Genomic DNA, 14,622 nt, shown 5'->3' on the forward strand with positions numbered 1-14,622 from the left:
CTCCCTTGACATGATCAACATAATTGATAGCCCTTTTCAACCGATTTATCAAGATGGGAGCATTCTGTAAAGCAGGGGACCATCAAATCCCATCCTTGACATTGCTCATCAATTTTTGTATGGTACTTTTAATTGTTTTTGTCTCCTTCGTCTAGTGGTTAGGACATCGGGTTTTCATCCCGACAACGGGGGTTCGACTCCCCCAGGAGATGGGAAAAACCGCCCCTAGGGCGGTTTTTTTATGGGTTTTGTTGCTATCGGGGAGTCGAAACGGAGCGATCCGCGGATCAGGCCAAGGCGAAAGCCTTGCGGGAGAGCGGCGGCGCACGGAAGCGCCGGGATTGCGGAGACGGCCTTCGGGCCCGAAACAGGATGTTGCGGGCCGGAAGGCGACTCCCCCAGGAGATGGGAAAAACCGCCCCCGGGCGGTTTTTTTATGGGTTTTGCAGGTTATCGGGGAGTCGAAACGGAGCGATCCGCGGCCTCAAGAAGCGGCATGCTCCCGTTCATAGATTGCGGTTAAGGAATCTTGTAGCACCTGGGAAAAATTAATATGCTTCCTTTCCGCAAAAGTATTGAGCCAGGCGGGTATGGTTAGGTTTTTCCGCACCGCCTTGTTGCCGTACTTTTCCGTATAGGCGTCTATATCCAGTACCAGAATACTGACAAAGCCCCCTGATTCGGGATGGATCGCTTCAATGGGGCTTGCCTTGGGAATGGGCTTGCCGTCCTCAAGTTCGGTAAGTACCCAGCCGGAAGCGGCATCGGTTCCCATGATGATAGCTTCGGCGAGAGAGGCCCCGCCGCTTACGCAGCCGGGAAGATCGGGAACCTCTACGGCATAGCCGCCTTCACCTTCATAGAAAATTGCGGGATATGTAAGTTTCATTATTTGCCCCCTATTCCTGCTTGTTTCAGGATAAATCTGATAATCACCGGCGCAATATCCCCGGAATGATACGGGATCGTTACCTTGCCCAGCTTTTTCGGGTGGATGTATTGATGATGGGAACCTTTAATGGTTTTCAAGGTCCAGCCATCGTTCAAAACCATCCTTTCAATTTCCTGAAACTTCATATTCTAAGCATACGCATTATGCGTATAAATAACAAGAGGTTTTTAGAATGTTTTTACCGGTCCGGGGGATACCTCCACGTTATATACCTGTTCCAAATGGCTCTGGATATCCCGGTTGGTCATCCCATAGGCATACTTCTGGTGCTTTCTGACCACAGACAACTACTAGGACGCGGTATTGAAGGCCGTCAACCTTGGCAGTGATACCGATACCACAGCGGCGGTAACGGGGGGTAACGAACAGCTTGAGGTAATCAAAGAGGCCCAGCCGGGAAATTGACTTTGGGCGCATAACAGTGTCCTTTACCGGCCTCCAGACAACCGTCAAGGGCTTCCTTTGCCATTGCCAGGGCTTCTTCATGGGAAAACCCACAGGTAACGATATTGGTCATATCGGGAAATTGAGCTATATATTCATCCCCGTCTTTCTCGATGGTGCAGTAGTAGGTCATATACCCCCCTATTCTATCCCCGCTTCTTTGAGAATTCTTTTTGCAAGATGCCCTATGTCTTTATTCCCATGAAAAGGAACCGAAACAGGACAGCAGCCGGCTTTGACAAAGACATGGTGGAAACTGTTGATTCTATCCAATGCCCATCCTACACCTTTAGCTTGTCTATAACTTCCCGTGCCGTCATATTTCTATAATTTAGTAACTTTACACGGTAAATTGTGCGAGGAAATAAAACCCGGTCGGGGTAAGAAATGCCTCTTTTTTGTTGAGATATTCCGCTGCTTTCTTATGGCGAAGTAATGCGTATACCGAACCCCAAAGAAGACAGAACCTTCAGGATTGTCCCAAAGGAGGGATTGCCGCCCGGTGAGAGGGACTTATAGAGACTTTCCCGGCCTCGGCCGGCATCATCGGCAATCTTCGACATACCACGGGCACGGGCAACGTCCCCGATTGCGGTAACGATAAGATCGGGATCACCGCTCTTGAAAATATCATCCAGATAGGCGGTTATTTGTTCCTCCGTTTCCAGATATTCCGCCGGATCCCATACGGTTGTTTTGATTGGTTTCATGCTTATACCTCCTCAAGATTTTGAATAATCTGTTTTGCGGCTTCTATATCCCTGCTCTGGGTTGACTTGTCGCCACCGCAAAGCAGAACAATCATTTCTTGCCCCCGCTGAGTGAAGTACACCCGGAAACCGGGGCCGTAATCGATACGCAATTCAGAGACACCATCCCCTACCGGCTTGCTGTCGCCAAAGTTGCCAGCCGAAATACGGCGGATACGGGCGTTGATAATCGCCTGTGTTACCTGGTCTTGTAAACTCCGTATCCAGGTTTTGAATTGTCCTGTTTCCCGTATCGTTATCATATCTTCATTGTATCCTATGGAATACTAAAGTCAATGGTTTTTTTCAGGGTTTTCCGGGGTATGGGAGGCCATATGGGGGGCCAGTCCAGGGCTTCTTTATGGGGGACTATAAACCCCTTCGCAATGAATCAATGCTTGCAAAAGCACTTTACAAGCCAAAAAACATCATATGCGGAAGGCGACGCACCTAGGAGATGAAAAAACCGCCCCCGGGCGGTTGAACATGGGAGATATAAGAATTGAAAACGGATTATTCTAAATTACTTTGTTTCTTATATTGTTTTAATAGTAGGCTTGACTGTTCAATTAAACAATCTTGTAGCCATTCGGGAAGTTGAGTATATATTTCAATAAGTCTTTCACGTCTAATATCGGGCGGCGGCGAATTGAAAATCTCTCCGTTCCCGGTTTTAATCCATTCTTTGTTGACATTGAATTGAGTTGATATGAGTTGCATTATCCTGTCGTTTAATTTTTTCTTTCCCAGTTCAATGTCGCCGTAGAAACTTTGGGTTATATATATTCGTTTGGAAAATTCCCTTTGGGACATACCTAATGACGTTCTAATCTGCTTTAACCGTTCATTTACGGTGTCCATGACTTTAATAATAACAGACCATGAGGAATTACTCAATGACAGGATTTGACCAAAAATGTATGAAAAAGTAGACGATTTCTGTTTCTGATAACTATCAAAAAGAATATTTTTTTGTGGATAACTCTATTGACAGACCTCTTAGATGTCTATACTATGACAGCATAGAGGTTTTTTTGAAAAGGGGGTAAATTTTGAACAATTTGAGGATTTTTTTTATATAATATCCGACCCCGAAAAAAGACTAGGGAGGAGTAGTCTATGACAGACAGAATTGAAGTTCTTCTGAAGAATTACGACCAAATGACTGACGAAGGGAAGGACGAACTATTGAGTATCGGGGAAAGGTATCTAAGAGATGTTGACCAGTTAGAAAATGATAAATTGAAGTTTGAGAATGGGAATATAAAAATATCAGGTTAAGTAAACTTTTCGTATGAGAGTTTGAAAATAGTCTGTGGAGACGTTACTACGATCGTATAGAAACCATTTCTTTTACAAGATATTTTGGTTATTTTACTCTTCCCGCAGGAGATTATACCATAGAGGTGTATGCAGTTGATTCCAAAGGCAATCAAAGCAATACCAAGAGCGTAGGTTTTGCGGTAAAATAAAACAAGTCTTATGGGGTGGTCTCACGCCGCCCCGTAATTTGAAGTTTTGGCCTGTCATATTTTGAGCGGTTTTTCTTCCCCTTAATTTTTCTTTACGATATTTAGGGCTGGGCAAGCCGGGTAAGTTTCTCGTAATTCTATATCTGGCAAGGAATTAAGAAAACCATTTTCTATTCAAAAAGGGATATGGATTTCAGGGTTAAATTTTAGAAGGCCATTTACACAAAAAATATGACAGGCTCTACCCCGAATTGCTCCGGGGTTGTTCATTTTTTTCAAAGTATTTCAATATATTTGAAATAGTCACAAATTTCTATTATTGCTTTTCAAATTCACCATACCACCAAAAACATCCTGTTCCGTTTTCAAACCGTATAGATGTTTTAGATTTGAATTCATAGGTTGTTGACCATTTAGTACCATCGTTTACAGAAAACACGATATTGGTGTCGTCATATGTAAAACTTCCATTTTTGCTTCCATTGTCCCAAGAATATACAAATGAATCACTGGTAAATTTAATTGTAGCATTTTCCGATGATGGATTAGGATGCTTCCATGTCCCTTCGAACTTTCTTGTCTGTGAATTGGATGTTGTTCCGTTATCACATGAACCAAGCATCAAACCCAATGCCAGCAAAGTTACCAACATGACCAAAATAGTAAGTTTCTTATTCATGATAGAAACTCCTTCGCGTTTTATGTCCGTCGACATATTTTTAAACTCTCATACGAAAGTTTAATTTAAAAATACTTCAGTTATGCTTGAACTTGACTTATATCAAGTAAATGAAATGTTATGGTTTTTCATTCTCAAACGTTCCTTTCCGTATTCCCTTTCTTGACTTCTCATCCATCACCAAACTTTTAATACTTAAAAGTTTCTTCCCGACTACTAATAACTTCTCTTTATTCTCATCCTTCAAGTTCGCGAAATTACTGGTCAAATCTATAACCTGTGTGTCTTCATTTTTCATAATCACCCCCTTCATTGGTCTCCGGTCTGTAAACAAACCGGGTATTATATAAAAAAAAACCGGAAAATATTCAAAATTAACGGTGGTATCCCACAAACACCCGCTTAGAGGGAATTTATCACCCGCCTATATAACTGTCAACCCCCTGATACCAGCCTGGATAAAATGAATATTTCTAACAATTTTAGTCATATATAAACTGTATAAAATATCATACGCATTCGATAAGTCTTGTTTATATCCTGTTTGTCTGGTATCTTAAGCTGTGGGAACTATGATTATATATGAAGACCATATATGAGCGGATAAAAGAAATCAGAGCCAGACTGGGAATATCTCAAGTTGAATTTTCGGAACGGATATTTGTAAGTAAAAGTTTTTACGGTGATATTGAAATTGGGAAAAAGAAAGTAAATGATAGGATTATTTTCATTGTCTGTAAACAGTTTAACGTCAATGAGGACTGGATTAGAACTGGAAAGGGTGATATGTTCATAGACACGCCTCCGGATATTAGATTGGAAAAGTTATTGGATATATATAACCGTCTTGACGGTTCATTACGGGATTGTCTTGTTGAACAGTCGAGAATATTATTGAAGTTACAGAAAGATAAAGAATAAAAAAGATAGTTTAAAAGTGAATGAAAGTTAGAATATATTATTGCTCACATAACTGCTACCCCCGGCTTTTACGTTATCAGCCAATACCGACCAGCAACGCTAATTCTTTATAGGATAAGGAAATAACACATTTTATCACTCCCCAGCATCAGGGGAATCCGCAAATTTGCATTTTTTAAGAAATTTTTCCCAGGTGCTTGACAAACAAGTTTTGTTACTATATAAAGAAACACATTAGATTGTTTCTGTTTATAGAAACAATACGCAAAGGGTGCTAGGATCTGTCAGCCCGATTTGAACGGCGTGGAGGTCCTAGCCGGGGAGTATAAAAAAACAGGTATAAGGAGTTTTACGTGATCAAAGAAGCGATTGCTCTGGCGGCCCGGCGGGAGAACCTGAGTTACGACATGGCCGAGGCGGTGATGGATGAAATTATGGGGGGAAGGGCCAGCGGGATTCAGATGGCGGCTTTTCTGACGGCCATGGCGGTGAAGGGGGAAACTATCGAGGAGATCACCGCGTCGGCGGCAGGGATGCGGAAGCACTGTATCCGTATCCTCCACGACATGGATGTACTGGAGATTGTGGGGACCGGCGGGGATTTTTCCAACTCCTTTAATATCTCTACGACATCGGCGATGGTTATTTCCGCCTCGGGGATTCCCGTGGCGAAGCATGGGAACCGGGCTGCCTCCAGTAAGTCCGGGGCCGCGGATGTGCTGGAAAGTCTGGGGGTGGATATTACCGTTTCCCCGGAGCGGAGTTTGGAACTGCTCAAGGGTATCGGCCTCTGCTTCCTCTTTGCCCAGAACTACCATATCTCCATGAAGTATGTGGCCCCGGTACGGAAGGAACTGGGGATTAGGACGATCTTTAATATCCTGGGACCCCTGGTGAATCCCGCAGGGGCGAACATGGAACTGCTGGGGGTCTACGATGCGGACCTGATTGAACCCATGGCCCGGGTACTTGCCAATCTGGGGGTGAAAAGCGCCCTGGTGGTCTATGGTCAGGATGGCTTTGATGAAATATCCGTCAGCGCCCCTACCAGCGTGTGTGAATTGCGGAACGGGGCGCTTAGGTCCTACACCATTGAGCCTGAACAGTTCGGCCTGAAACGCTGCAGTAAAGAAGACCTGGTCGGGGGTTCCCCGGCGGATAACGCGGCGATAACCAGGGCGATCTTATCCGGGGAAGAGGGGCCCAAACGGGATGCGGTACTGCTCAATTCCGCGGCGGCGATCTACATTGCCCGGCCCGGTCTGAGCATGGATGAGGCGGTGGGGATCGCCCGGAAAACCATCGACAGCGGCAGGGCCCGGGCCCAGTTGGAAAAGTTTATCGAGCTTTCTGTTGTCCCGGAACGGGAACAGGCGGGGGTTCTGTGATCCTGGACGAGATTGCCGCCGCGGCCCATAGGCGGGTTGCCCGGGCCAAGGAGACGCTGCCCCTGGGGGCGCTGCGGGAGGCCGCGTTGGCGGCGGACGGCACGCCATCGGGGAATACCGCGCCTCCCCTACTTTTTGACCGGGCCCTTTCCGCACCGGGACTCTCGTTCATCTGTGAAGTGAAGCGGGCCTCTCCCTCCCGGGGGCTCATTGCCGAAGACTTTCCCTACCTACAAATTGCCGGAGAATACGAGGAGGCTGGGGCGGCGGCTATTTCGGTGCTTACCGAACCGGAGTTTTTTTTAGGCAGCGACGCTTACCTGCGGGATATCGCCGCAACAGTGAAGGTCCCCCTGCTCCGCAAGGATTTTACCGTGGACCCCTATCAGATTTATCAGGCAAAAATCCTGGGGGCCTCGGCAGTTCTGCTGATCTGCGCCCTCCTTGAAACCTCCTCTTTACGGGAATATATTACCATTGCGGATACCCTGGGCCTTTCCTGCCTTGTCGAAGTCCATAATGGGGAGGAAATACAATCCGCTCTGGACGCAGGGGCCCGGATTATCGGAATCAACAACCGGGACCTTAAAACTTTTCAGGTTGATCCGGGGATTACCGGCCGGCTTCGGAAACTTGTCCCGCCGGATTGCCTGGCGGTTTCCGAAAGCGGCGTTAGGGCGGCGGCGGATATCCAGGTTCTGCGGGAACTGGGGATGGATGCGGTACTTATCGGCGAGGCCTTGATGCGCTCACCGGACAAAAAACAATTCCTGACGGAACTGCGGGGCCGGGGAAGCGATTATGACGAAAATTAAGATCTGCGGTCTCTTCCGGGAGGAGGATGTCGAGTATGCCAATGAGGCCGGCCCTGATTTTATCGGCTTTGTCTTTGCCCCCAGCCGCCGCCGGGTTAGTGCGGAACGAGCCGCCCGGCTGCGGTCAAGGCTGGCGGCGGGGATTATTCCGGTGGGAGTTTTTGTCCGGGCCCCGCCGGAGGAAATTACCCGCCGCTACCAGGAGGGACTTTTCGATATGGCCCAGCTTCATGGTGATGAGGACGGGGCCTATATTCGCCGGCTCAAGGAACTTTCCGCCGGGACCGGCCGGGGTCCGGTCCCGGTGATCAAGGCGGTGCGGGTGGAGGGCGCCGCCGATCTTGAACCTTGGCGGGATACTTCCACCAGCCCGGAGGTCAGGGACGCCGGAACGCCGGATTACCTGCTCCTTGACCGGGGAGGCGGCGGTACGGGGCAAGCCTTTGATTGGGACCTGTTGGGCCCCGGGACGGGGGAACAGGCCGGAGGGGACCGCGTTCCGGTCCTTGGACAGCCCTGGTTTTTGGCGGGGGGTGTTTCCCTAGATACCCTTGACCGGGCGCTGATATACCGGCCCTTCGCCATCGATGTCTCGAGCGGCGCGGAAACCGGCGGGATAAAAGACCGGGAAAAAATGATAGCGTTGGTCAAACGAATACGGGAGGAGTTAAAGCGGTGACAAAAGGCAGATTTGGTGATTATGGCGGGCAGTATATCCCCGAAACTTTGATGAACGAGATCATCAGGCTGGAAAAGGTATATAACCACTATAAGGAAGATCCTGATTTTCAGGCGGAACTGAGGGGGCTCCTAAAGGACTATGCCGGCCGGCCATCCCTTTTGTACTATGCCGAAAAGATGAGCAGGGATCTGGGGGGGGCGAAGGTTTATCTGAAGCGGGAGGACCTGAATCACACGGGGTCCCACAAGATCAACAATGTTCTGGGTCAGACCCTGCTGGCAAAGAAGATGGGAAAGACCCGGATCATTGCCGAAACCGGGGCGGGACAACACGGGGTTGCCGCCGCCACCGCCGCGGCCCTTTTAGCTATGGACTGTGAAATTTTCATGGGGAAGGAGGACACCGAGCGGCAGGCCCTGAATGTGTACCGCATGAAGCTCCTGGGGGCCAAGGTGAATGCCGTTACTTCCGGTACTCAGACCCTCAAGGACGCGGTAAACGAAACCATGCGGGAATGGGTCAGCCGGGTCGCCGATACCCACTATGTGCTGGGATCGGTGATGGGCCCCCACCCCTTCCCCACCATAGTCCGGGATTTCCAGAGCGTCATAGGCCGGGAGGCCCGGGGACAGATCCTGGAACGGGAGGGGAAACTCCCCGCCGCGGTGATCGCCTGTGTGGGGGGCGGCAGTAATGCCATGGGACTTTTTTATCATTTTATCCCCGACACGGCCGTACGGCTCATCGGCTGCGAGGCTGCCGGGAGCGGGATCGATACGGAACAGCACGCCGCCACCATGGCCCGGGGAAGGGTGGGGATTTTCCATGGGATGAAGTCCTACTTCTGCCAAAACGGGGATGGGCAGATCGCCCCGGTGTATTCGATCTCCGCGGGGCTGGACTACCCGGGGATAGGACCGGAACACGCGTATCTTCACGACACGGGGCGGGCGGAGTATGTGCCGGTCACCGACGAGGAGGCGGTCTCTGCCTTTGAGTACCTGGCCCGCAGCGAGGGGATCATCTGCGCTATCGAAAGCGCCCACGCTCTGGCCCATGCCAGGATCCTGGCGCCCAAATTGGGCAGGGACGAGAATATCATCATCTGTCTTTCCGGCCGGGGGGATAAGGATGTTTCGGCAATCGCAAAGTATCGCGGGGAGTTAATCAGTGAGTAGTATTACTAACGCTTTTCAAAACGGCAAGGCCTTTATCGGATTTGTGACCGGCGGGGACCCCGGCATCGAAAAGACCGAAGCCTTTGTCCTTGAGATGGTCAGGGCCGGGGCGGATCTGGTGGAAATCGGTATCCCCTTTTCGGACCCTATCGCCGAAGGCCCGGTGATCCAGCGGGCCAATATCCGTGCCCTTTCCTCGGGAACCACCACGGACAAACTCTTTAACCTGGTAGAAAAGCTGCGGCGGAACATCGAAACGCCCCTGGTGTTTCTTACCTATCTGAATCCGGTGTTCAGTTATGGTTATGACCGCTTTTTCAAAAGATGCCGGGATACCGGGGTGGATGGGATCATCATCCCTGACCTGCCCTTTGAGGAACAGGGGGAAGTTCGGGACATATCCGCCCGCTACGGGGTGGACCTTATCTCCCTTATCGCCCCCACATCGGAGGAGCGGATTCTGGAAATCGTCCGGACCGCCTCGGGATTTCTGTACCTGGTGTCGTCCCTGGGAGTCACGGGGGTTCGCGGGGAGATCACCACCGACCTGGCCGCCATTATCGCCCTGGTGAAGAAGGCTCAGACCCAGGGCGGCGCACCGCGGCTGCCGGCGGCCGTGGGTTTCGGCATCCATACACCCACCCAGGCGGCGGAGATCGCCCGCATCGCCGATGGAATCATCGTGGGAAGTGCTATCGTCAAAATTATCGAGGACCATGGCGAAGCCGCGGGGAAACCTATCTACGAATATGTTAAGGGAATGAAAGAGGCGATTGGATCCTAGGGACCCGTATACGGGAATAATTATGAGGTAATACGCCACTTGAGCATAATTATTCCTTCTGATAAAATTAAGATCATGTTATCCGCTCCGGTCAAAGGCTTGTTTTAGCCTATGTTGGACTTTGAAGCCGAACTTAACAAATTACTCTCCGGCGAGACCGGGAGACTCCCCCAATACGAACTTGTGGAACTTGCGGCGGCAGGTCAGAACCTGTTGACGGAACTCAACAAGCGGCAAACCGATGTTTCCCTGCAAATCGAAGAAATTTATGATTTGGTAAAAGAGCAGGAGGGCTTGCAGAAGCGGGTGGATGCCGAAAAGGCCCGGGCGAACCAGTTGGTTCTGGCGGCAATAGGCCTCGTCGACCTGCTTGAAGATTTTTGTACCTATGCGGGGCAGAGTGGCAGCGAAGAACTGAACCATCAGGCGCGTATTCTGTGGGAAAATGCCGGATCCATCCTTTCAAACTGCGGTATATTCCGCTTTGGGGAGGAAGGACAGCCCCTGAATCCGCAGATTCATACGGTCAAGGCAAGCGTCGAATCGCCGTTCCCCCCCGAGCAGGTGGTTCAGGTACTGCAAAGCGGCTACCTATATAGGGACATTCTGGTGCGGAAGGCCGCGGTAGTGGTGAGTCAAGGGCAGCAGGATGGGGCGGGGGAAACGGAAGCAGCGAATGCCGAAGCCGGGGATTACGATCCGGATAAAATCGAAGATGAAATTGAGTATCAACATAAACCAGAAGGAGAATTCGGCGAATGAGCAAAATAGTGGGCATAGATTTAGGAACCTCCACATCGGAAATTGCCTGTATTGTTGATGGAATCCCAAAGCTGCTTCCTAATACCCAAGGAAAGCTGGTTACCCCTTCGGTAGTGTATATCGGGCAGGATGGAACGGTTCTCGTAGGCGAGGAAGCCGCCGAATATCTTTTTACCCGGCCCGACTGTACCTTTATGGAGGTAAAGCGCCTCACCGGCAGCGGTAAAAAACTCAAAGCCCATGGCAAGGAGTACGCGCCGGAGGAGATTCAGGCCATGCTTCTTTCCTACCTGGTTCGATGCGCTGAAAGCAGCTTGAAAGAAAAAATTGACCGGGCGGTGATCACCGTACCGGCCTATTTTACCGATGTACAGCGGCGGGCAACCGCAAAGGCCGGGGAGCTTGCGGGCCTGCATGTGGAACGGATCATCAATGAACCCACCGCGGCGGCCCTGGACTACGGCCTTTCAAATCTCAAGGAATGTAAAAATGTGTTGGTCTACGATCTGGGTGGCGGTACCCTGGATGTTACGGTCCTTGAGCTTTTTGAAGGGGTCATTGATGTGAAGGCAAGCAGCGGCAACAATCACCTGGGCGGTAAAGATTTTGATGAAATCATCATGAGCCATCTCGCCGATCCCGCGAAGGATGAACGGGCCCTCATGCGGCTGAAAAAAGCTGCGGAGGACTGTAAAATCGCTTTGAGCAGCCAGGATGAGTATAAGGTTTCCCTCCCCTTTCTTTTGACCAGCAAGGACGGAAAGCCGGTTTCGGTAGAAAAGACCGTTCGCCGGGAGGATTTTGAAGCTTGGGTGTCGGAGAAGGTCAATTCCACCCGGGACCCCATGAAAAGCGCCCTGGAGGATGCGAAATTGACCCCCCAGGATTTACAGGTTATTCTTCTGGTAGGGGGTTCCACCCGGATCCCCTGTATAAAAAAACTGGTGGAGGAAACCCTTGGTGCGGTTCCCCGCTCTCTGGTGGATCCGGATTTGACGGTGGCCCGGGGTGCGGCGATTCAGGCAGGGCTTCTTGAGGGCAGCATTAACAACGAAGATCTGGTACTGACCGATGTCTGCCCCTATACCTTGGGGACGGCACCATTGCAGGATGGCCTCCTCGGTAAGCGGCCGGTCTTTGATCCCCTGATTCCCCGGAACACCACGATTCCCACGGAAAAAGTGAAGATCTACACGACCGCCGCCGATTACCAGACGAAGGTAATCATCGACGTGTATCAGGGGGAGTCCTCGGATCCGGATAATAACGAGCGGCTCGGGGAGGTCAGCCTCAAGGGAATTCCCCCCGCCAAGCGGGGAAAGGAACAAATTGAAGTAAGCTTCGGCTATGACATGAACGGTATCCTCCAGGTAAAGGCAAGCGTAGTTTCCACAGGCAAGCAGGTTTTCGCGGAAATCAGTACCACCGGGGTAAAGGCCAAGCCTCTTTTGGATCTGTCGAAATGGGAGCAGGCGGAGGGCGCCCGGCAGTTTCGTCCCCTGATACGTAAAGCGGAAAAGCTTATCGCTTCGGGCAAAGATCTGGGTGACGACGTGAGCCTCCTCGTGCGGCGGATCAAGGAGGCGATTCTGTTAAAGAACAAAGAACAAGCCGAAGAGTATCGGGACGAATTACTGATTATGGTTGAAGCGCTGGAAAAATTGGAAAAACTGTTATGACCACTACGGAGGGGATTGGGAGGCGCTATTACCTGCTGGGTCTTGCGGCGGCGGAACAGCGAAATTTGACTGCCGCCCTCCACTATGGGTCCTTTGCCCATATCCTGGATCCGGGGCTTGGTGATGCGGCGCGTCTTGCGGAAATTTGCCGGTATGAGCTTGGGGGGATGCCGGAGCCGGAAAGGTTTACTATACTTGCAGGGCAAAAGAAGTGGAAGGCGGCGGCTTTGGCGGCGAAAGGGGTTCCCCATCAAAGTGTACGGCTTCTTAACATACAGGGCTGCCTTTGGGCGCTGGCAAAACATTATGGCCGGGCGGCGGATTGTTTTGCCAGGGCATTAACAAAAGACCGCGGTAACCGACTTGCCGCGGATGCCCTCGCCGAATTTAGCCGGCGACGGAAGTGCTTTTGGAGGTTTTTTTGACCCTTTTTACTGAAGTGAAAAAAAGCCATTATGAAACGCTGGGTGTCGCAAAAACCGCTGCGGATGATGAGATAAAGCGGGCGTACTTCGGCTTGGTACGCAAATATCAGCCCGATCGTTTTCCCGAAGAATTCAAGGAAATCCGCGCCGCCTATGAAACCCTCAGCGACAAGGAGCAACGGGCTGAATACGATGCTATCGGTGATCTGCCATCTTCCGTTGCCCCCCTTTTCTACGAGGCGCAATGGTTCGATCGCTTCGGCAAGTACAATAAAGCGGCGGAATTTTACCAAATGATACTGAAACGTCATCCCGAACTGGACAATGTCAGGGAACAGTATGCCGAATCCCTCTCGGCGGATGACAAAACCGGTAAAGCTGCCGAAGTTTGGGAAGAACTCTGCCGCAGGCATCCTGAGAATCCCCGTTATGCCCGGGAACTGAGCCGCAGTTATATTGACCGCGGCTGGAACAAGAAAGCCCTTGCCGAAATACGGCGCGCCCTCACGTTGGACCGTACTTCCATGGACAGCTGGTTTTTGCTTATTTCCTGTACCATCCTGGGTTTAAGAAACGATCCGAATTCTTGGAATGAACTGCAACATGTTAGCGATGAAGCTCTTGAGGCAGTCAAAGACACCAAAACCGATGAATGGAAAAAAATCATCCTTTATGCCCATGCGTTTATGAGCGGTGGCATTGAAAAAAGTGAAATTGCCAGAGGCCATTTGCGGGAGATTATCCGCCTGATCCGTGACTGTGGTCAGAATGGGCGGGATGAAGGCCTGTATGCCTTTAAAGAAATACTGAAGCTTATTCCAAGCAACGGCCTGGCGGGTTTTTATCCTGAACTAAAGGAAATAGCCGATTTACTTTCGGATATGGATGTTGAACCAGCCTGGAGTAAGCTTGAGGTGATACGGCTGAATTTCGAAATCGAAGGCTTGGTGAAAAAAAAGTATTCTGAAATTTTCCGCGATCTTTTCAGAATATTAAATGCTGAATTTGAAGAAGATGATGACGAGCTTGAGATTATGACTATAGAGTGCATCATTCTCGAAGAAAGAAATATCTATGAGCCGCAGATTAGGCGTTTAAGACAGGAGTTTCCCGAACTCTACGCGCTGCACTATTCTTTTTTTCAGGAAGTGCTGCGTACCCGCGATCCGGATAAGATGTTGTATCAGCGTTTAAAAAAACATAACAAATTAAAAACTCAAGCCGGTATAAATGATGAAGATCCGGAATCTGCGCAGGAACAGCCTATCCGCCGCACCCAACCAAAAGTGGGCCGTAATGACCCCTGCCCCTGCGGCAGCGGCAAAAAATATAAACGATGCTGCGGGGCGTGAAGCTGCGGATCGTATCGTAAAGGACTGTTCCCCGGTAAAGCCTGCGGGGCTTTGTTGACTAGAATCCGCACTACTGATGGATTTTTTTCACGCCGTCCCCGCCGCGGCGAATTTCCCGCTCTTTGCCTTTTGCTGTTCCTGCCACATCCGGGCGTAGATTCCGTCCCCTACCGCAAGCTCATCGTGGGTTCCCTGTTCCGCCACCCGGCCTTCTTCCAGCACGATGATCCGGTCCGCGTTTTTTATTGACTGGAGCTGGTGGGTGATGACCACCAGGGTCTTGTTCGCCACCAGGCGGGACAGGGCCGCTTGAATTAAAATCTCGTTTTCCGGGTCCATG

General features: G+C 50.4%; 19 protein-coding genes, 1 tRNA gene and 3 pseudogenes. 13 read left to right on the forward strand and 10 right to left on the reverse strand.

The window, feature by feature from the left end; all coding sequences use genetic code 11:
- The first annotated feature begins 140 nt into the window (after nucleotides 1–140).
- Nucleotides 141–212, forward strand: a tRNA-Glu gene (locus LQZ21_RS01220).
- A 272-nt stretch (nucleotides 213–484) separates the two neighbouring features.
- On the opposite strand, the gene LQZ21_RS01225 is transcribed toward LQZ21_RS01220, so the two are convergent.
- The 7 genes and pseudogenes from LQZ21_RS01225 to LQZ21_RS01255 form a co-directional block, all read right to left on the reverse strand.
- Nucleotides 485–889, reverse strand: a complete 405-nt coding sequence (locus LQZ21_RS01225) for a type II toxin-antitoxin system HicB family antitoxin (protein WP_411042294.1) — start codon at nucleotides 887–889, stop codon at nucleotides 485–487.
- Nucleotides 889–1,077: a type II toxin-antitoxin system HicA family toxin gene (locus LQZ21_RS01230; RefSeq protein WP_411042296.1), complete on the reverse strand. Its 189-nt coding sequence runs from the start codon at nucleotides 1,075–1,077 to the stop codon at nucleotides 889–891. The genes LQZ21_RS01225 and LQZ21_RS01230 overlap by 1 nt, the downstream gene beginning before the upstream one ends.
- A gap of 254 nt (nucleotides 1,078–1,331) precedes the next feature.
- A complete protein-coding gene (locus LQZ21_RS01235; protein WP_411042298.1) occupies nucleotides 1,332–1,529 on the reverse strand; it encodes a type II toxin-antitoxin system HicB family antitoxin in 198 nt (65 codons plus the stop codon).
- Between the two features lie 8 nt (nucleotides 1,530–1,537).
- Nucleotides 1,538–1,675, reverse strand: a pseudogene (locus LQZ21_RS01240) (type II toxin-antitoxin system HicA family toxin); the annotation flags it as partial.
- A gap of 143 nt (nucleotides 1,676–1,818) precedes the next feature.
- Nucleotides 1,819–2,106: an addiction module antidote protein gene (locus LQZ21_RS01245; protein WP_411042300.1), complete on the reverse strand. Its 288-nt coding sequence runs from the start codon at nucleotides 2,104–2,106 to the stop codon at nucleotides 1,819–1,821.
- 2 nt (nucleotides 2,107–2,108) lie between these two features.
- Nucleotides 2,109–2,408 carry a type II toxin-antitoxin system RelE/ParE family toxin gene (locus LQZ21_RS01250; protein ID WP_411042302.1) on the reverse strand — a complete coding sequence of 100 codons (300 nt, stop codon included), beginning with the start codon at nucleotides 2,406–2,408 and terminating at the stop codon, nucleotides 2,109–2,111.
- A gap of 250 nt (nucleotides 2,409–2,658) precedes the next feature.
- On the reverse strand, nucleotides 2,659–3,006 hold the full coding sequence (locus LQZ21_RS01255; RefSeq protein WP_411042304.1) for a helix-turn-helix domain-containing protein: 348 nt from the start codon (nucleotides 3,004–3,006) through the stop codon (nucleotides 2,659–2,661).
- A gap of 258 nt (nucleotides 3,007–3,264) precedes the next feature.
- Here LQZ21_RS01255 and LQZ21_RS01260 point away from each other — a divergent pair, with 258 nt between their 5' ends.
- Complete coding sequence (locus tag LQZ21_RS01260) at nucleotides 3,265–3,426, forward strand: hypothetical protein (RefSeq protein WP_411042306.1); 162 nt, start codon at nucleotides 3,265–3,267, stop codon at nucleotides 3,424–3,426.
- Between the two features lie 507 nt (nucleotides 3,427–3,933).
- On the opposite strand, the gene LQZ21_RS01265 is transcribed toward LQZ21_RS01260, so the two are convergent.
- Together LQZ21_RS01265 and LQZ21_RS01270 are read right to left on the reverse strand one after the other, a co-directional pair.
- Nucleotides 3,934–4,296 (reverse strand): hypothetical protein, encoded by a 363-nt coding sequence (locus LQZ21_RS01265; RefSeq protein WP_411042307.1) that lies wholly within the window; start codon nucleotides 4,294–4,296, stop codon nucleotides 3,934–3,936.
- Between the two features lie 118 nt (nucleotides 4,297–4,414).
- Nucleotides 4,415–4,594 carry a hypothetical protein gene (locus tag LQZ21_RS01270; RefSeq protein WP_411042308.1) on the reverse strand — a complete coding sequence of 60 codons (180 nt, stop codon included), beginning with the start codon at nucleotides 4,592–4,594 and terminating at the stop codon, nucleotides 4,415–4,417.
- Nucleotides 4,595–4,878: 284 nt separating this feature from the next.
- Here LQZ21_RS01270 and LQZ21_RS01275 point away from each other — a divergent pair, with 284 nt between their 5' ends.
- The 11 genes and pseudogenes from LQZ21_RS01275 to LQZ21_RS01325 all read left to right on the forward strand — a co-directional run.
- The gene (locus LQZ21_RS01275; RefSeq protein ID WP_411042310.1) at nucleotides 4,879–5,217 is read left to right on the forward strand and encodes a helix-turn-helix domain-containing protein; all 339 of its coding nucleotides are present in this window, start codon (nucleotides 4,879–4,881) and stop codon (nucleotides 5,215–5,217) included.
- A 353-nt stretch (nucleotides 5,218–5,570) separates the two neighbouring features.
- Nucleotides 5,571–6,605 carry an anthranilate phosphoribosyltransferase gene (trpD, locus tag LQZ21_RS01280; RefSeq protein ID WP_411042312.1) on the forward strand — a complete coding sequence of 345 codons (1,035 nt, stop codon included), beginning with the start codon at nucleotides 5,571–5,573 and terminating at the stop codon, nucleotides 6,603–6,605.
- Nucleotides 6,602–7,420: an indole-3-glycerol phosphate synthase TrpC gene (trpC, locus tag LQZ21_RS01285; RefSeq protein ID WP_411042313.1), complete on the forward strand. Its 819-nt coding sequence runs from the start codon at nucleotides 6,602–6,604 to the stop codon at nucleotides 7,418–7,420. The genes trpD and trpC overlap by 4 nt, the downstream gene beginning before the upstream one ends.
- Nucleotides 7,407–8,099, forward strand: a complete 693-nt coding sequence (locus LQZ21_RS01290; RefSeq protein ID WP_411042315.1) for a phosphoribosylanthranilate isomerase — start codon at nucleotides 7,407–7,409, stop codon at nucleotides 8,097–8,099. Before trpC ends, LQZ21_RS01290 begins: the two co-directional genes overlap by 14 nt.
- Nucleotides 8,096–9,280 (forward strand): tryptophan synthase subunit beta, encoded by a 1,185-nt coding sequence (gene trpB, locus LQZ21_RS01295; RefSeq protein WP_411042317.1) that lies wholly within the window; start codon nucleotides 8,096–8,098, stop codon nucleotides 9,278–9,280. Before LQZ21_RS01290 ends, trpB begins: the two co-directional genes overlap by 4 nt.
- Nucleotides 9,273–10,064, forward strand: coding sequence for a tryptophan synthase subunit alpha (trpA, locus tag LQZ21_RS01300; protein WP_411042319.1), 792 nt, complete (start codon nucleotides 9,273–9,275; stop codon nucleotides 10,062–10,064). Before trpB ends, trpA begins: the two co-directional genes overlap by 8 nt.
- A 111-nt stretch (nucleotides 10,065–10,175) precedes the next feature.
- Nucleotides 10,176–10,826, forward strand: coding sequence for a nucleotide exchange factor GrpE (locus LQZ21_RS01305; RefSeq protein WP_411042321.1), 651 nt, complete (start codon nucleotides 10,176–10,178; stop codon nucleotides 10,824–10,826).
- Complete coding sequence (locus LQZ21_RS01310) at nucleotides 10,823–12,505, forward strand: Hsp70 family protein (RefSeq protein WP_411042323.1); 1,683 nt, start codon at nucleotides 10,823–10,825, stop codon at nucleotides 12,503–12,505. The genes LQZ21_RS01305 and LQZ21_RS01310 overlap by 4 nt, the downstream gene beginning before the upstream one ends.
- Nucleotides 12,502–12,930 carry a hypothetical protein gene (locus LQZ21_RS01315; protein ID WP_411042325.1) on the forward strand — a complete coding sequence of 143 codons (429 nt, stop codon included), beginning with the start codon at nucleotides 12,502–12,504 and terminating at the stop codon, nucleotides 12,928–12,930. The genes LQZ21_RS01310 and LQZ21_RS01315 overlap by 4 nt, the downstream gene beginning before the upstream one ends.
- A 14-nt stretch (nucleotides 12,931–12,944) precedes the next feature.
- Nucleotides 12,945–13,112, forward strand: a pseudogene (locus LQZ21_RS01320) (DnaJ domain-containing protein); the annotation flags it as partial.
- 1,089 nt (nucleotides 13,113–14,201) lie between these two features.
- Nucleotides 14,202–14,282: pseudogene (locus LQZ21_RS01325) on the forward strand (SEC-C metal-binding domain-containing protein); the annotation flags it as partial.
- Nucleotides 14,283–14,369: 87 nt separating this feature from the next.
- Here LQZ21_RS01325 and LQZ21_RS01330 read toward each other — a convergent pair.
- The gene (locus tag LQZ21_RS01330; RefSeq protein ID WP_411042326.1) at nucleotides 14,370–14,621 is read right to left on the reverse strand and encodes a hypothetical protein; all 252 of its coding nucleotides are present in this window, start codon (nucleotides 14,619–14,621) and stop codon (nucleotides 14,370–14,372) included.
- Nucleotide 14,622 lies beyond the last annotated feature (1 nt).

This window comes from Treponema sp. TIM-1 (genome assembly GCF_046533115.1).
Classification (GTDB): domain Bacteria; phylum Spirochaetota; class Spirochaetia; order Treponematales; family Breznakiellaceae; genus JAIRMO01.

Excerpts from the sequence above, each read along its gene's own strand:
- LQZ21_RS01245 (WP_411042300.1), bottom strand. The coding sequence starts at position 2,106 with ATGAAACCAATCAAAACAACCGTATGGGATCCGGCGGAATATCTGGAA.
- LQZ21_RS01230 (WP_411042296.1), bottom strand. The coding sequence starts at position 1,077 with ATGAAGTTTCAGGAAATTGAAAGGATGGTTTTGAACGATGGCTGGACC.
- LQZ21_RS01255 (WP_411042304.1), bottom strand. The coding sequence starts at position 3,006 with ATGGACACCGTAAATGAACGGTTAAAGCAGATTAGAACGTCATTAGGT.
- LQZ21_RS01305 (WP_411042321.1), top strand. The coding sequence starts at position 10,176 with ATGTTGGACTTTGAAGCCGAACTTAACAAATTACTCTCCGGCGAGACC.
- LQZ21_RS01250 (WP_411042302.1), bottom strand. The coding sequence starts at position 2,408 with ATGATAACGATACGGGAAACAGGACAATTCAAAACCTGGATACGGAGT.
- LQZ21_RS01265 (WP_411042307.1), bottom strand. The coding sequence starts at position 4,296 with ATGAATAAGAAACTTACTATTTTGGTCATGTTGGTAACTTTGCTGGCA.
- LQZ21_RS01275 (WP_411042310.1), top strand. The coding sequence starts at position 4,879 with ATGAAGACCATATATGAGCGGATAAAAGAAATCAGAGCCAGACTGGGA.
- LQZ21_RS01270 (WP_411042308.1), bottom strand. The coding sequence starts at position 4,594 with ATGAAAAATGAAGACACACAGGTTATAGATTTGACCAGTAATTTCGCG.
- LQZ21_RS01225 (WP_411042294.1), bottom strand. The coding sequence starts at position 889 with ATGAAACTTACATATCCCGCAATTTTCTATGAAGGTGAAGGCGGCTAT.
- LQZ21_RS01310 (WP_411042323.1), top strand. The coding sequence starts at position 10,823 with ATGAGCAAAATAGTGGGCATAGATTTAGGAACCTCCACATCGGAAATT.
- LQZ21_RS01330 (WP_411042326.1), bottom strand. The coding sequence starts at position 14,621 with ATGGACCCGGAAAACGAGATTTTAATTCAAGCGGCCCTGTCCCGCCTG.
- LQZ21_RS01315 (WP_411042325.1), top strand. The coding sequence starts at position 12,502 with ATGACCACTACGGAGGGGATTGGGAGGCGCTATTACCTGCTGGGTCTT.
- LQZ21_RS01260 (WP_411042306.1), top strand. The coding sequence starts at position 3,265 with ATGACAGACAGAATTGAAGTTCTTCTGAAGAATTACGACCAAATGACT.
- LQZ21_RS01235 (WP_411042298.1), bottom strand. The coding sequence starts at position 1,529 with ATGACCTACTACTGCACCATCGAGAAAGACGGGGATGAATATATAGCT.
- LQZ21_RS01290 (WP_411042315.1), top strand. The coding sequence starts at position 7,407 with ATGACGAAAATTAAGATCTGCGGTCTCTTCCGGGAGGAGGATGTCGAG.